Annotated in this window: 13 protein-coding genes and 1 riboswitch; of the genes, 9 read left to right on the top strand and 4 right to left on the bottom strand. The window is 62.7% G+C overall.

Going from position 1 to position 13,334, the window contains the following annotated elements; translation table 11 throughout:
- Positions 1-55: 55 nt before the first annotated feature.
- Together TG4357_RS11545 and TG4357_RS11540 are read right to left on the bottom strand one after the other, a co-directional pair.
- Entirely contained in the window at positions 56-1,270 is a 1,215-nt protein-coding gene (locus TG4357_RS11545) for a sirohydrochlorin chelatase (RefSeq protein WP_058263057.1), read from the bottom strand.
- A 3-nt stretch (positions 1,271-1,273) separates the two neighbouring features.
- Positions 1,274-1,498, bottom strand: a complete 225-nt coding sequence (locus TG4357_RS11540; RefSeq protein WP_058263056.1) for a DUF6732 family protein — start codon at positions 1,496-1,498, stop codon at positions 1,274-1,276.
- Positions 1,499-1,799: 301 nt separating this feature from the next.
- Here TG4357_RS11540 and TG4357_RS11535 point away from each other — a divergent pair, with 301 nt between their 5' ends.
- The 6 genes from TG4357_RS11535 (at position 1,800) to TG4357_RS11510 (ending at position 6,930) form a co-directional block, all read left to right on the top strand.
- Positions 1,800-2,795, top strand: coding sequence for a glutathione S-transferase family protein (locus TG4357_RS11535; RefSeq protein WP_058263055.1), 996 nt, complete (start codon positions 1,800-1,802; stop codon positions 2,793-2,795).
- Between the two features lie 127 nt (positions 2,796-2,922).
- Positions 2,923-3,300 (top strand): DUF1636 family protein, encoded by a 378-nt coding sequence (locus TG4357_RS11530; protein ID WP_058263054.1) that lies wholly within the window; start codon positions 2,923-2,925, stop codon positions 3,298-3,300.
- Between the two features lies 1 nt (position 3,301).
- Positions 3,302-4,240, top strand: coding sequence for a threonine-phosphate decarboxylase (locus TG4357_RS11525; protein WP_058263053.1), 939 nt, complete (start codon positions 3,302-3,304; stop codon positions 4,238-4,240).
- Positions 4,237-5,145, top strand: a complete 909-nt coding sequence (cbiB, locus tag TG4357_RS11520; RefSeq protein WP_058263052.1) for an adenosylcobinamide-phosphate synthase CbiB — start codon at positions 4,237-4,239, stop codon at positions 5,143-5,145. The genes TG4357_RS11525 and cbiB overlap by 4 nt, the downstream gene beginning before the upstream one ends.
- Before the next feature lie 61 nt (positions 5,146-5,206).
- Entirely contained in the window at positions 5,207-6,385 is a 1,179-nt protein-coding gene (locus TG4357_RS11515; RefSeq protein WP_058263051.1) for a lytic murein transglycosylase, read from the top strand.
- A complete protein-coding gene (locus TG4357_RS11510; RefSeq protein WP_058263050.1) occupies positions 6,385-6,930 on the top strand; it encodes an MOSC domain-containing protein in 546 nt (181 codons plus the stop codon). Before TG4357_RS11515 ends, TG4357_RS11510 begins: the two co-directional genes overlap by 1 nt.
- Positions 6,931-6,957: 27 nt before the next feature.
- On the opposite strand, the gene smc is transcribed toward TG4357_RS11510, so the two are convergent.
- On the bottom strand, positions 6,958-10,413 hold the full coding sequence (smc, locus tag TG4357_RS11505; RefSeq protein ID WP_058263049.1) for a chromosome segregation protein SMC: 3,456 nt from the start codon (positions 10,411-10,413) through the stop codon (positions 6,958-6,960).
- Between the two features lie 202 nt (positions 10,414-10,615).
- Positions 10,616-10,832: riboswitch (cobalamin riboswitch) on the top strand.
- Positions 10,833-10,866: 34 nt separating this feature from the next.
- On the opposite strand from smc, the gene TG4357_RS11500 reads away from it, so the two are divergent.
- The 3 genes from TG4357_RS11500 to TG4357_RS11490 all read left to right on the top strand — a co-directional run bounded on the left by TG4357_RS11500 (position 10,867) and on the right by TG4357_RS11490 (position 13,130).
- The gene (locus TG4357_RS11500; RefSeq protein WP_058263048.1) at positions 10,867-11,547 is read left to right on the top strand and encodes an energy-coupling factor ABC transporter permease; all 681 of its coding nucleotides are present in this window, start codon (positions 10,867-10,869) and stop codon (positions 11,545-11,547) included.
- Positions 11,548-11,631: 84 nt separating this feature from the next.
- Positions 11,632-12,684 carry a cobalamin biosynthesis protein CobW gene (gene cobW, locus TG4357_RS11495; protein WP_058263047.1) on the top strand — a complete coding sequence of 351 codons (1,053 nt, stop codon included), beginning with the start codon at positions 11,632-11,634 and terminating at the stop codon, positions 12,682-12,684.
- On the top strand, positions 12,681-13,130 hold the full coding sequence (locus TG4357_RS11490; RefSeq protein ID WP_058263046.1) for a GNAT family N-acetyltransferase: 450 nt from the start codon (positions 12,681-12,683) through the stop codon (positions 13,128-13,130). The genes cobW and TG4357_RS11490 overlap by 4 nt, the downstream gene beginning before the upstream one ends.
- Before the next feature lie 2 nt (positions 13,131-13,132).
- Here the strand turns inward: TG4357_RS11490 and TG4357_RS19705 are convergent, their stop codons facing one another.
- Positions 13,133-13,297, bottom strand: coding sequence for a hypothetical protein (locus TG4357_RS19705; RefSeq protein WP_168370975.1), 165 nt, complete (start codon positions 13,295-13,297; stop codon positions 13,133-13,135).
- Positions 13,298-13,334: the final 37 nt, after the last annotated feature.

Genomic DNA, 13,334 nt, shown 5'->3' with positions numbered 1-13,334 from the left:
AGCGCCGTAAGGGGTCGATGCATAAGGCAAAACCCGGACGGGCTTTGCAATGGAATCAATGCCGGTGCTTGCGTGCGCTTTCCGGCCCAAGCGGGTGGTCGGCATGGGGATATTCGGGATGCGCGTGATCGTGGGCATGGTCATGGTCGTGATGATGCCCGTGATCATGATCATGGTCGTGATGGTGATGGTGCCCCACCTGCAACCGGCATTCCCCGGTGCAAAACGTATCGCACAGCGCACAATCGGCCACGTTCGATCCCGGCGCACTGGCGCCCTGACCTTCGACATGGTGATGATGGCTTTCCTGCACCGCGCCAACCTCGGCTTCGAATCCCAGAACCTCGACGCGGTATTTGCACAAAACGCACACCGCTGGCGGCACATCACCAAAGGCGGGATGCCCGGCCCGGTCGGCCGGATCGATCCGCCGGACCGCACCATCCTCCAGCCCCAAAACCTGGCTGCGATACCCGCAAATCCCGCAATTGGGCGGCGGCGCATCGCTCAATTGTTCCTTCACCCGTTCGGCAAAGGTTTCCAATACCTTGGGATGATCGTTCAGGTACCCCGCCTTGACGAACTGGATATCCGGATGCCGCGCCGCGACCTGATCGGTGAAACCATATATGCGGTCGATCAGGATGCCGGTGAACAGGAAATAGGGGAACACGATGATCCGCTTGTACCCCAGCTTCGCAGCATGGTTCAGGCACGGTTCGACCAACGGGAACGTCACCCCGGAATAGCCCACCTCAAGCCAACCAAACCCCATGCCTTCCTGCAGCATGCGGGCAATCTTGGACACGTTGCCATTGGCATCCGGGTCCGACGCGCCGCGCCCGATCACCACCAGACAAGTGTCATGCAACGCCACCTCGCCCAGATCGGCATTGGCGCGTGCGACCGCGTCTTGGATCCGCGCCCCTGCTGCGGCGATCATCTTGGGGTCCACCCCCAATTCGCGGCCATAGGAAATCTCGATGCCGTGCTTGGCGGCATAGCTATTCAATACCGTCGGGATATCGTTTTTCGCGTGCATCGCGGCGAACAACATCCCCGGCACCGCAAGAATCCTGTCACAGCCGTTCTGCCGCAACCGGTCCAGACCGTCGCGGATCACCGGATTGGCAAATTCCAGATAGCCGTATTCCACATCCCAATCGTCGGGCAACAACGCGGGCAGCTTTTCCGCCAACACGCTGAATTCATCCACAGCCGCTTGGCTGCGGGACCCGTGGCCGCAGATCATCACTCCGATTTTCGTCATCCCTCAGGCGTCCTGAAGTTCTTCTTCGGGGGCGTCGTCGGAGTCATCCGTTTCCGCGTCAGTCGCGGGTTTGCCCTTCAATCCGGCCCACAGGCCGATCGCAATGGCCGCCCCAATGGCGACCCCTGCCAACCAATGCCCGTGACCTGCAACCTCGGCCAGATGCCCCGGATGCGCGGCGGCCTGACCGGCCCAGACGATAACCGCAATTGCATAGAAAATTTTCATGTCTCTCTCCTGTCTCAACCTGTCGAAGAGAGGATGCCCTTTCAGACACCTGACGACGCTTGCCCTGATCCCCTGATTGGGTCGATCGCACAAGCCCACCTCTCCGGCCCTCCATGGGGCTTCGTCGGTGTCAGGTATAATCGTCCCGGTTCCCCCTGCGCAATTGCGGAAACACCCTTGCGGTCGTGAATTGCGCCCGCGTGCTGACACGATGTGCACAATCGCAACCATTCTGCGCTTTCCTGCCGGTTTCCGGCCCGGCCCGAACCCACTAGGTAAGCAGCACACAAGGAGACGCGGAATGGGACAATTGATCAACGGCACCTGGCACGACACCTGGTACGATACCGGCAAAACCGGTGGCGCCTTCGTGCGTTCGACCGCGTCGTTCCGCAACTGGATCACCGCCGACGGCAGCCCCGGCCCCAGCGGCATCGGCGGCTTCAAGGCCGAATCGGGGCGCTATCACCTCTATGTCTCCTATGCCTGCCCATGGGCCCATCGCACGCTTATTTTCCGCACCCTCAAAGGGCTGGACGATCATATCGGTGTTTCGGTCGTGCATCCTGACATGTTGTCCGACGGCTGGACCTTTCAGACCGATTTCCCCGGCACCACCGGCGACCGGCTTTTCGCGCTCCCGTTCCTGCGCGATGTCTATATCCGGGCAAACCCCGATATTTCCGGGCGGGTCACGGTGCCGGTCCTGTGGGACACCCAGACCAACACCATCGTGTCGAACGAAAGCTCCGAAATCATCCGCATGTTCAATTCGGCCTTCAACGAACTGACCGGCAATCACGCCGATTACTGGCCGCAAGACCTGCACGCCGATATCGACCGGATCAATGCGCGCATCTATGACGACGTCAATAACGGCGTCTACAAGGCGGGGTTTGCCACCAGCCAAGCCGCGTATGACGCCGCGGTGGGGCCGCTTTTCGACACGCTGGATTGGTTGGAACAGCGGCTTTCAACACATCGCTATCTGCTGGGCGACACCCTCACCGAAGCCGATTGGCGGCTGTTCACCACCCTGATCCGCTTCGATCCGGTCTATCACCTGCATTTCAAATGCAACCGCAAACGGCTGATCGATTATCCCAACCTGTGGGCCTATACCCGCGAATTGTACCAATGGCCCGGCGTCGCCGCGACCACCCGTTTCGATCATATCATTCGGCATTATCACTACAGCCATGATGGCATCAATCCGCACCGGATCCTCCCGATTAACCCGGTTCTGGACCACACCGAACCGCATCGGCGCGAAACCCTGTCTGCCACCGCGCTATAACAGCCGCGTGCCGCCCGACATTTGGCGCGACAGACCGCATATGATCGGTGATTGGACATTTTCGCCTCCTCCCCGCTTGTGCTTTTGGCAGGAATCCGTTTTCTCTGCGCCAAAAGGAAGCGTCTGAATGACCAGTTGGATTACGATCTGTGACACCTGCAAACGCGACGGCTGGGATGCCACCACCGCGCCTTGCACCGATGGCGAAGCGCTGGCCGCAAAGGTCGAAGCCCTGGCCGAAACCAACCCGGATATTCAAACCCGGCGGGTGTCGTGCCTGATGGGATGCGGCCACGGCTGTAACATCGCCATTCAGGCCGAAGGCAAGCTCAACTATACGCTGGGCCGGTTCGACCCCGAAGAAGAAGGCGCGGCGCAGGCGATCGTCGATTATGCCGCCCTGCACGCCCAAAGCGACACCGGACAGGTTCCGTTCCGGCAATGGCCGCAAGGGGTGAAGGGCCATTTCGTCACCCGCCATCCGCCGCTGCCCAAGGGGTCCTGACGTGGCCCAGCCAAAACGCGATCATGGCGGCGGCCTCGATGCGGCCGCAGCACGCTATGGCGGTGCGCGTGCCGACTGGATCGACCTGTCGACCGGCATCAACCCGGTGCCCTATCCGGTTGCCGACATTCCCGATGACGCATGGACCGCCCTGCCCGATGCCACCGCGCAACAGGCACTTATCCGCGCGGCAAAAAGCTTCTGGCATGTCCCCGATGGTGCCGCCATTCTGGCCGCCCCCGGCGCGTCCTCGCTGATCGCCCGCATTCCGGCGCTGCGCCCACCCGGCACGGTCGACATTCCCGCCCCCACCTATAACGAACACGCCGCCGCCTTCACCGCCGAAGGCTGGCAGGTGTCGGACCAAAACCCGACCGCCCGCGTCGTGGTGCATCCCAACAACCCGACCGGTGATTGGCAGGATGGCGAAACCGGCGGCCATGACCTGCAGGTGATCGACGAAAGCTTCTGCGATGTGGCCCCCGACCGGTCCCTGATCTGCCGCGCCACCACCCCCGGCACGCTGATCCTGAAAAGCTTCGGTAAATTCTGGGGTCTGGCCGGGTTGCGGCTGGGCTTTGCCATCGGCGACCCCACCTTGATCGACCAACTGTCGCAGAGGCTCGGCCCGTGGCCAGTGGCCGGACCGGCGCTGATCCTAGGCCGCCGCGCCCTGACCGATCCCGATTGGGCCAACGCAACCCGCCAACGGCTGACCGCAGACGCCGCGCGACTCGATACACGGATGACCGGCGCCGGGGCGCAACTTGCTGGCGGCACCTCATTGTTCCGGCTTTACCGGGTCGATCACGCACAACATTGGCAGGACCGGCTGGCAAAGGCCCATATCTGGACCCGCATCTTTCCCTATTCCGACAACCTGATCCGTCTCGGCCTGCCCGCCCCGGATCAATGGGCCCGGATCGAGGCCGCGCTATGACCCTGTTTCTGGCCATGCTTCTGGACGCCGCGATGGGGGAACCGAAATGGCTGTGGTCACGGTTTCCGCATCCCGCCGTTGTGATGGGCCGCGCGGTTGGCTGGGCCGATCAGCGCTTCAATCACGGCGATCAGCGCCGCAGAAACGGCATTGCCACCATGGTTGGGCTTGCCTGCGCCGCGCTGCTGCTGGGTTGGGCTTTGTCACGCTTCGGCCCTTTGGTCGAAATCGTCATCGCCGCCATCCTGCTGGCGCAGCGGTCGCTGGTCGATCATGTCAAGGCGGTCGGCACTGCGCTGCGCCTGTCCGAAGGCGACGGCCGGATGTGCGTGGCGATGATCGTCGGGCGCGATACAAGCGACATGGACGGCCCCGCCATCACCCGCGCCGCAATCGAAAGCGCAGCGGAAAATTTTTCCGACGGCGTCATCGCCCCGATTTTCTGGTACGCGCTTCTGGGTCTTCCCGGTCTGCTGCTGTACAAGATCACCAATACCGCCGACAGCATGATCGGCTACCGCACCCCCCGGCATCAGGATTTCGGCTGGGCCGCCGCCCGGTTCGACGACCTGCTGAATCTGGCCCCGGCCCGCTTGACCGCTTTGCTGATCGCGCTGACGCACGGCGTATTCCGCCATTGGCCCGCGATCGTGACCGATGCGCGCCAGCACCGCTCGCCCAATGCCGGTTGGCCCGAAGCGGCGATGGCCCGCGCGCTGAACGTCGCCCTGTCTGGTCCCCGTTCCTATGACGGTGAACGCCGCGATTACCCTTATGTCCATCCCGAGGGCCGGATTGACCCCGGCCCCGATGACATCGACGCCGCCACCCGTGCCCTGTGGCGCGGCTGGTCGGTGGTGCTGGCGGGCGTATTGATCACGACGGTTCTGGCCGCTGCATTCTGACGGTTGCAGCAAGGGGCGATCCTGCTAGGTTGAGCCCACTCATTTTCATACCGAGGATTTCATGCGCTTTCCCCTCCCTGCCCTACTTCTTGCCGCCACCCTGACAGGCCCGGCATTGGCCGAAACTCCCTGCGGCGGCAGCTTTTCCGGATTTATCACCGGGCTGAAACAGGACGCCATCGCCCAGGGCCATTCGCGGGCCACGGTCGACGGCTTTTTCGCCTCGGTCCGGCAGGATCAGAACGCGCTCGCCGCCGACCGCCGCCAAGGTGTGTTCACGCTGGATTTCACCACCTTCGCGCGGCGATTGATTTCGAAGAACCGGATGGATCACGGTCAAGCCAACGCGCGGAAATACCAATCCACATTCGACCGGATCGAACGCGATTTCGGCGTTTCCCCCGGCGTGCTGCTGGCCTTCTGGGCGTTTGAAACCGATTTCGGCGCGGTGCAGGGCGATTTCAACACCGCCAATGCGCTGGTGACGCTGGCGCATGATTGCCGCCGCCCGCATCTGTTCCGGCCGCAGGTTCTGGCCGCGATCGATCTCTATGCCCGTGGCGATTTCGATCCCGCTCGCACCACCGGGGCCTGGGCCGGAGAAATCGGCATGGTGCAGATGCTGCCCAAGGACATCCTGGAAAACGGCGTCGACGGGGATGGCGACGGCCATGTATCGCTGAAAACCTCCGCCCCCGATGCGCTGATGTCGGGCGGCAAGATGCTGCAACATCTGGGCTGGCGCGCCGGTGAACCGTGGTTGCAGGAAGTCCGGGTTCCGGCCCAAATGGATTGGTCGCTCAGCGGCACCGACACCGCCCTGCCGCTGTCGCAATGGCAGGCGATGGGGGTGCAGCCAAGGTCCGGCCAATGGCAGGCCCCGGGGCTGCCCGCGAAACTGATCCTGCCGCAAGGGCGCAACGGTCCGGCCTTCGTCGCCTATCCCAATTTCGATGTCTATTTCGAATGGAATCAAAGTTTTACCTATGTTCTGACCGCAGCCTATTTCGGCACCCGCCTGATGGGTGCGCCGGTATTCGATGCAGGCAATCCCGACCCGGTCCTGTCCGGCGCACAGATGAAACAACTCCAGAAAAAGCTCGCCAATCGCGGCCATGACGTCGGCAAGATCGACGGCATTCTGGGCGCTGGCACCCGCGCCGCGGTGCAGGCGGAACAAAAACGTCTGGGCCTGCCCGCCGATGCCTGGCCGACCACAAACCTGCTGGGGAAACTCTGATGCAACCAACCTCTGACCAGCTTGCCGCCGCGCTCGATCACATCCGCGCTGCGCCGTGCGACGATGCGCCGATTGAAATGCTGTGCCGCCGTCCCGGCTTCGGGCAACGCGATTTCCTGCCGGAACTGACCCTGACCGTCGATCAGGGCATTCCCGGCGACCGCTGGATGACATCGCCTTGGATGAAGCTGCCAGATGGCAGCCCCGATCCGCGCATTCAGGTGTCGATTCTGCCGACTCGGGTGCTGAACGCGGTCTGGCTGGACCGCGAAACGCAACCGCATCCGGGCGATCCCATCATCGCCGATCTGGATTGTTCTTACAGCAATCTACCGGTCGGCAGCCGGTTGCAGGCCGGCACGGCGGTGCTCGAAGTGTCGGACGTGTTCAATGATGCTTGCGTCAAATGGAAAGCCCGCTACGGCGCTGCCGCCAAGGATTGGATCACCACCCGCGAAAACGTTCATCTGCGATTGCGCGGATTGCTGTGCAAGATCGTGCAGGACGGCGTGGTGACGATGAATGACCGGTTGATCAAGCTCTGACAAACGGGACGGCGGGCGGCGGCGCCGTCACGCCACCAACTGTTCGGCCTTCTTCAGATCTACACTGACCAACTGGCTGACGCCCTGTTCCTGCATCGTCACCCCGAACAAACGGTCCATCCGCGCCATCGTCACCGCGTGGTGGGTGATGATCAGGAACCGGGTTTCGGTACGGCGGCACATTTCGTCCAGCAGGTCGCAGAACCGGGTCACGTTGGCATCATCCAGCGGCGCATCGACCTCGTCGAGAACGCAGATCGGCGCCGGGTTGGCCAGGAACACAGCAAAGATCAGCGCCATCGCGGTCAGCGTCTGTTCGCCCCCCGACAGAAGCGACAGCGTCGACAATTTCTTGCCCGGTGGCTGGCACATGATTTCCAGGCCCGCGTCCAGCGGATCGTCGCTTTCGACCAGCACCAGATTGGCCTCGCCGCCGCCGAACAGATGCCGGAACAACAGGCCGAAATTGCTATTCACCTGCTCAAACGCGGTCAGCAGCCGTTCGCGGCCTTCGCGGTTCAGGCTGGCAATCCCCGTGCGCAGCGCCTTGATCGCCTCTTCCAGATCGGATTTTTCGGCGATCAGGTTGCCATGTTCTTCGCGCACCTCCAACGCGTCTTCTTCGGCCCGCAGATTGACCGCGCCCAGCGCATCGCGCTGTCGTTTCAGCCGGTTCACATCCGCTTCGACATGATTGGCCTCGGGCATCGCGTCGGGATCGACGGCGATCTGCTCCAGCAATTTTTCCGGCGTGGTCTGCTGATCTTCCTCGATCCGCTCGACCGCATAGGCCACGGTTTCACGGGCGGCATCGGCGCGCGCTTCGGATCGGGCGCGGGCTTCGCGCGCTTCGCTGGCCAACCGTTCGGCATCGCGTTCGGCCTGTTCGGCCGCGCGCAGCTTACTGTCGGCCTCGGCCAACACATCGCTGGCCTTGCGACGGCGTTCATCGGCCTCGGCGATCGCCTCGCCCAATTCTTCACGCTTGATGCGGATTTCTTCGGGGGCTTCGCTGGCGTCGCGCAGTTCTTCTTCTGAATCCAGCTTGCGCTCGGCCAATTCATCACTGCGCTTTTCGGCGGTTTCCAGACGGTGCTTCCAGCCGCTGATTTCCTTGGTCACTTCCTGGCTGCGGCGCAGCCGGGCTTCGCCTTCGCGGCGCACTTCGTCATGGGCGGACCGTTTGGTCATCATGGTCAGGCGCGCCGCTTCGACCGTCATCTTGACGTCCTCGACCGCCGCGCGCGCCTGATCCAGATCGTCCAAGTCTGCCAGCCCGCGTTCGGCTTCCAACGCCCGCGCGCGGGCTTCGGTCGCTTCGTCTTCGTGCCGCGTCACCGCCAGCCCAAGCGATTCCAGCTTGGATTCCGCCAGGTTGCGATCCGCTTCGGCCCGCGACAGCTTGCGACTGGCTTCGTTCACCAAACGGTCGGCATCGCGCCGGGCCTGCCGCGCGGCCTGATCGGCGCGGGTCAGATCGGCCAGACGCGCACTCAGCGCCTCATGCGCTTGCCGCGCCGCTTCGGCCCGTGTGTTGGCGTGTTCGCTCTGCTGTTTCAGCTCTTCCAGCCGGTTCAACTGCTGCAAACGCAGCGCCGCCGCCGACGGCGCGTCTTCAGCCCAGGCGCGGAACCCGTCCCAGCGCCATAGATCGCCTTCGACCGACACCAGCCGCTGACCCGGCTGCAACAGCGGTTGCAACCGCACCGCATCGTCGGGATCGATCAACCCGATCTGCGCCATCCGCCGGGCCAGGACATCGGGCACCGACACATGCTGCGACAGCGCCGTCACCCCGGCGGGCAGGGATTGCGCGGTCGCGTAATCGGGCAATTCGGTCCAACCCGACGGCCCGTCTTCGTCCACCTGCGGCGCCCGCAGATCGTCGGCCAAGGCCGCGCCAAGCGCCTTTTCGAACCCCATTTCGACCTGCAACCGATCCAGGATCTGACCGCCCTCGGCAGTGTCGCGTTCCAGCAGCTTGGCCAGCGCCGTCACCTCGGCCCTGAGCGCGTTCAATTCGCCTTCGGCCTCGGACCGTTCGCCGCGCACATCGGCTTCGCGCGATTGGGTTTCGGCGCGGGCGGTTTCGGCCTCCATTAATGTTTCTTCGGCATGTTCCGCTGTCGCCAGCGCCAGTTCTTCTTCTTCCTGCGCCTGCTCGAACCGGGTTTCCGCCTCGGTCAGCGCCGATTGCGCGGTCGCCACCGCTTCGCGCGCCTTGACCGCTTCGGCTTCGGACCGGGTCAGGGTTTTGCGGTTATCATCCAACAAACGCTGCGCCGATTGATGCCGCGCGGCCAACCGCGCCACGTCTTCGGTCTGCTGCGACAGGTCGGCTTCGCGATCCTGCAACACGCTGGCGGCTTCGCGCGCCGCTTCTGCGGCGGCTTCCAACCGGTCGTCATGGCCTTCGCTGGCCTTTTTCAGCTCGCGCGCTTCCCATTCCAGCCGGTCGATGGTTTCGCCCGCATCACGGTTCAACCCGGCTTCGCGTTCAATATCCTTGGCCAGTTGCAGAATGCGGTTCTTCAGCGTCTGGATGGTCTGCAACGCCTGGCTTTCCTGATCGCGCAGCGAATCGCGCTGCACTTCCAGCCGCTGCAACACGGCGGCCGCAATCGCTTCTTCTTCGCGCAGCGGTGGCAGCGCGTCATCCTTGGCCTGCCGGTCCTTCGCCGCCTGACGGGCCAGCGTTTCTGCCTGCGCCGCAGCGGTGACGCGGGCACGCAATTCCTCTTCGGCCAGCAGCCGCGCTTCGTCGGCTTCACGCCAGCGACGATACAGCAACATGCCCTCGGCCTTGCGCAGCTCTTCACCGATGGCACGATACCGCGCTGCCTGCCGCGCCTGCCGGTCCAACTGTGCCAGCTGGCTGGCCAGTTGATCGACCACGTCATCGACCCGCGACAGGTTCTGTTCGGCCCCTTTCAGCTTCAATTCGGCCTCATGGCGGCGCTGATACAGGCCGGAAATCCCCGCCGCTTCTTCCAGGATGCGGCGGCGGCTTTTGGGCTTGGCGTTGATCAACTCGGAAATCTGCCCCTGCCGCACCAGAGCGGGCGAATGCGCCCCCGTGGAGGCATCGGCGAACAACATCTGCACATCGCGGGCGCGCACATCCTTGCTGTTCACCTTATAGGCGCTGCCGACATCGCGGGTGATCCGGCGGATGATTTCCAACTGGTCTTCATCATTGAACCCGGCCGGGGCCAGACGATCGGAATTGTCGATGATCAGCCCCACTTCGGCAAAGTTGCGGGCAGGCCGCGACGACGCCCCGGCAAAGATCACGTCCTCCATGCCGCCGCCCCGCATCGCCTTGGGCCGGTTTTCCCCCATCACCCAGCGCAGCGCCTCCAACAGATTGGATTTGCCGCACCCATTCGGCCCGACAACCCCGGTCAATCCTTCCTTGATCATCAGATCGGTCGGATCGACGAAGCTTTTGAAGCCGGTCAGTCTGAGTCGGGTGAAAAGCAAAATGCGCCTGTATACTGATTCCAGAGTGACCTTGATCCTGTGTCGACCCGGGACGCTGAGTCAATGAAAACACCCTTTATCTGGGCTAATACCCCAATTTATCCACAAGATATTGCAAAATCTTCCCCAGTTTGGGGCGCAGAAATGTCGACAATACCCCTGTTCGCGGCGCAAACGCGCTTGACCGGGGGGGCGCGTCCGGGCCAAGTAGGTGTTGTATGGTTCCCAAACTGCGGTGCAAAGCACTTGGGATCAAAAGGGAATGTGGAACGGGTGACCCAAGCAGGGACCTGCAACCACAGCCGCCCCCGCGACTGTCAGCGGTGAGCGTTCGTCATAAAAACCACTGGGGAAACCCGGGAAGGGGACGAACGCGATGACCCGCCAGCCAGGAGACCTGCCATGCATGACATAAACCAAACCCGTCGGGGATGACGGAACAGGAGATAAAAAATGCATATCGAACCCGGAATCGTAACTGGTGCAAAGCTGCTGATCAGCTATGGCACCGCTGCCGCCGCAGGCACCTATGCCCTTAAACTGGGCTGGAACGCGGTACAGGAACGCGGCCTCGCCTCGCTTGCGGCCCGCACCGCACTGGCCGCCTCGGCGGTGTTCACCTTCTTCCAGATCCTGCCGCATTTCCCGGTCGGCGTGTCCGAAGTCCACTTCATCCTCGGTTCGACCCTGTTCCTGCTGTTCGGGGCCGCACCGGCCGCTTTCGGTCTGGCGCTTGGCCTGCTGATGCAGGGCCTGTTCTTTGCCCCGTTCGACCTGCCGCAATACGGCATGAACCTGACCACGATCCTTGTGCCGCTATTCGCGCTGCACCTGCTGGCCAAGCGGGTCATTGCTCCCGACGCTGCCTATGTTGACCTGAAATACACTCAGGCGCTGGCGCTTTCGACCGCCTATCAGGGCGGCGTAGTCGCCTGGGTCGCGTTCTGGGCCTTCTATGGTCAGGGTTTCGGCGTGGAAAACCTGGCCGCCGTCGGCAGCTTCGGGGCCGCCTATATGCTGGTGGTGATCATTGAACCGCTGGCCGATCTGGCCGTCTTGGCCGCGGCCAAATCGCTGCGCGGTCTGGCCGGATCCGGCCTGTTCACCCCGCGCCTGGTCAACGCCGAAGCCTGATTCCGACCGTTTCACGCATTACGGCCCGAATACACGGACGACCGGCACCACCGGTCGTCCTTTTTCAGGTTTAAGGAACATCATATGCCCGCGAAAATACCCGTAACCGTGGTGACCGGCTTCCTCGGCGCCGGAAAAACCACCCTGATCCGCCACATGCTGTCCCATGCCCAAGGCAAGCGCATTGCGCTGATCATCAATGAATTCGGCGATCTTGGCGTTGATGGCGACATTCTGAAAGGCTGCGGTGATGAAACCTGCAGCGCAGACGACATTGTGGAACTGTCCAACGGCTGTATCTGCTGCACCGTGGCCGAAGATTTCATCCCCACCCTGCAAACCCTGCTGGACCGCGATCAGGCCCCCGATCACATCGTGATTGAAACCTCTGGTTTGGCGCTGCCGCAACCCTTGGTCCGGGCTTTCAACTGGCCCGAAATCAGCACCCGCGTCACCGTCGACGGCGTGGTGACCGTGGTCGATGGCAAGGCAGTGACCGAAGGCCGTTTCGCCCATGACATCGCCGCTGTTGATGCCCAGCGCGCACAGGATGAAAACCTCGATCACGAAACCCCGCTATCGGACCTGTTCGAGGATCAAATCGCCTGCGCCGACATGATCGTGGTCAATAAATCCGACCTGCTGAGCGAAGACGAAATCGCGGCGCTGACCGCGAAACTGCGCGCTGACAGCCGCGATGGTGTGCAGGTGGTGAATTCCACCATGGGGGCGCTGCCGATCGATGTGTTGCTGGGCCAAGGCATCGGTACCGAAACCGACATCTCCGCGCGCCACGAAATCCACCACCATCACCACCACCATGATGATGAAGCGGACGATCACCATCATGACCATGACGATTTCGAAAGCTTCGTGGTGCGGCGCGATGAAATCCCCGACGCCAAGACCTTTGCCGCCCATCTGGCCACGGTGATCCGCGATCACGACATTCTGCGGCTCAAAGGCTTCGCGGCGGTTCAGGGCAAACCGATGCGGCTGACCCTGCAGGCGGTCGGCCCGCGCGTCGACAGCTATTTCGACCAACCCTTCGGCCCTGCTCCGCGCGAAACCAAGCTGGTGGTGATCGGTCAGGCCGGGCTTGACCGCGCCGCCATCGAAAAGGCGCTGCAAGCATGATCATCGTGGAACAAAGCGACCCGCACGCCCCTCAGGCGACTGCGCTTTTGCAACAGTCCCACGCGCTGATGCAATCGCTGTTCCCGCCCGAAGATAACTTCTTCCTCTCGATCGACGATCTCTGCGCCCCGAATATCCGCTTTTTCACCGCACGCGAAGGCGCAACGGTTCTGGGCACCGGGGCGCTGGCCGTTCAGGATAGCTATGGTGAAGTCAAATCGATGTTCGTGGCCGAAACGGCGCGGGGCAAAGGCGTGGCCGATGCCCTGCTGCGCCGGATCGAAGACGAAGCCCGCGATCTGGCCCTGCCTTGGCTGAAACTGGAAACCGGCAACCTGCTTCACGCAGCACACCGGCTTTATGAACGCCACGGCTTCGCCCGCTGCGGCCGCTTCGGCGATTACCCCCAAGCGGCCAGCAGCCTCTTCATGGCAAAGAAGCTGTGACCTCAGCCCTGGTCTTGCGCCTTGGCGGCCTCGGCGGCATTCTTCATCCGCTCCAGCAGCTTGGCCTTGTCGTTACGGGCATCCTTGCTGGGGCCTTTTTCTTCGCCCAGCCGCGGCTTGTTCTTGCCGTAAGTGGGCTTCACCCCGCCCATTCTGCTATAATCCATCGTCCAATCCTTTCCGATTGCCTACCGGCTCTTGCCG

The organism is Thalassovita gelatinovora, from assembly GCF_001458355.1.
GTDB classification, from domain to species: domain Bacteria; phylum Pseudomonadota; class Alphaproteobacteria; order Rhodobacterales; family Rhodobacteraceae; genus Thalassobius; species Thalassobius gelatinovorus.
The sequence above is the reverse complement of the archived record's forward strand: the minus strand, read 5'-3'. Positions and strand labels throughout refer to the sequence as shown.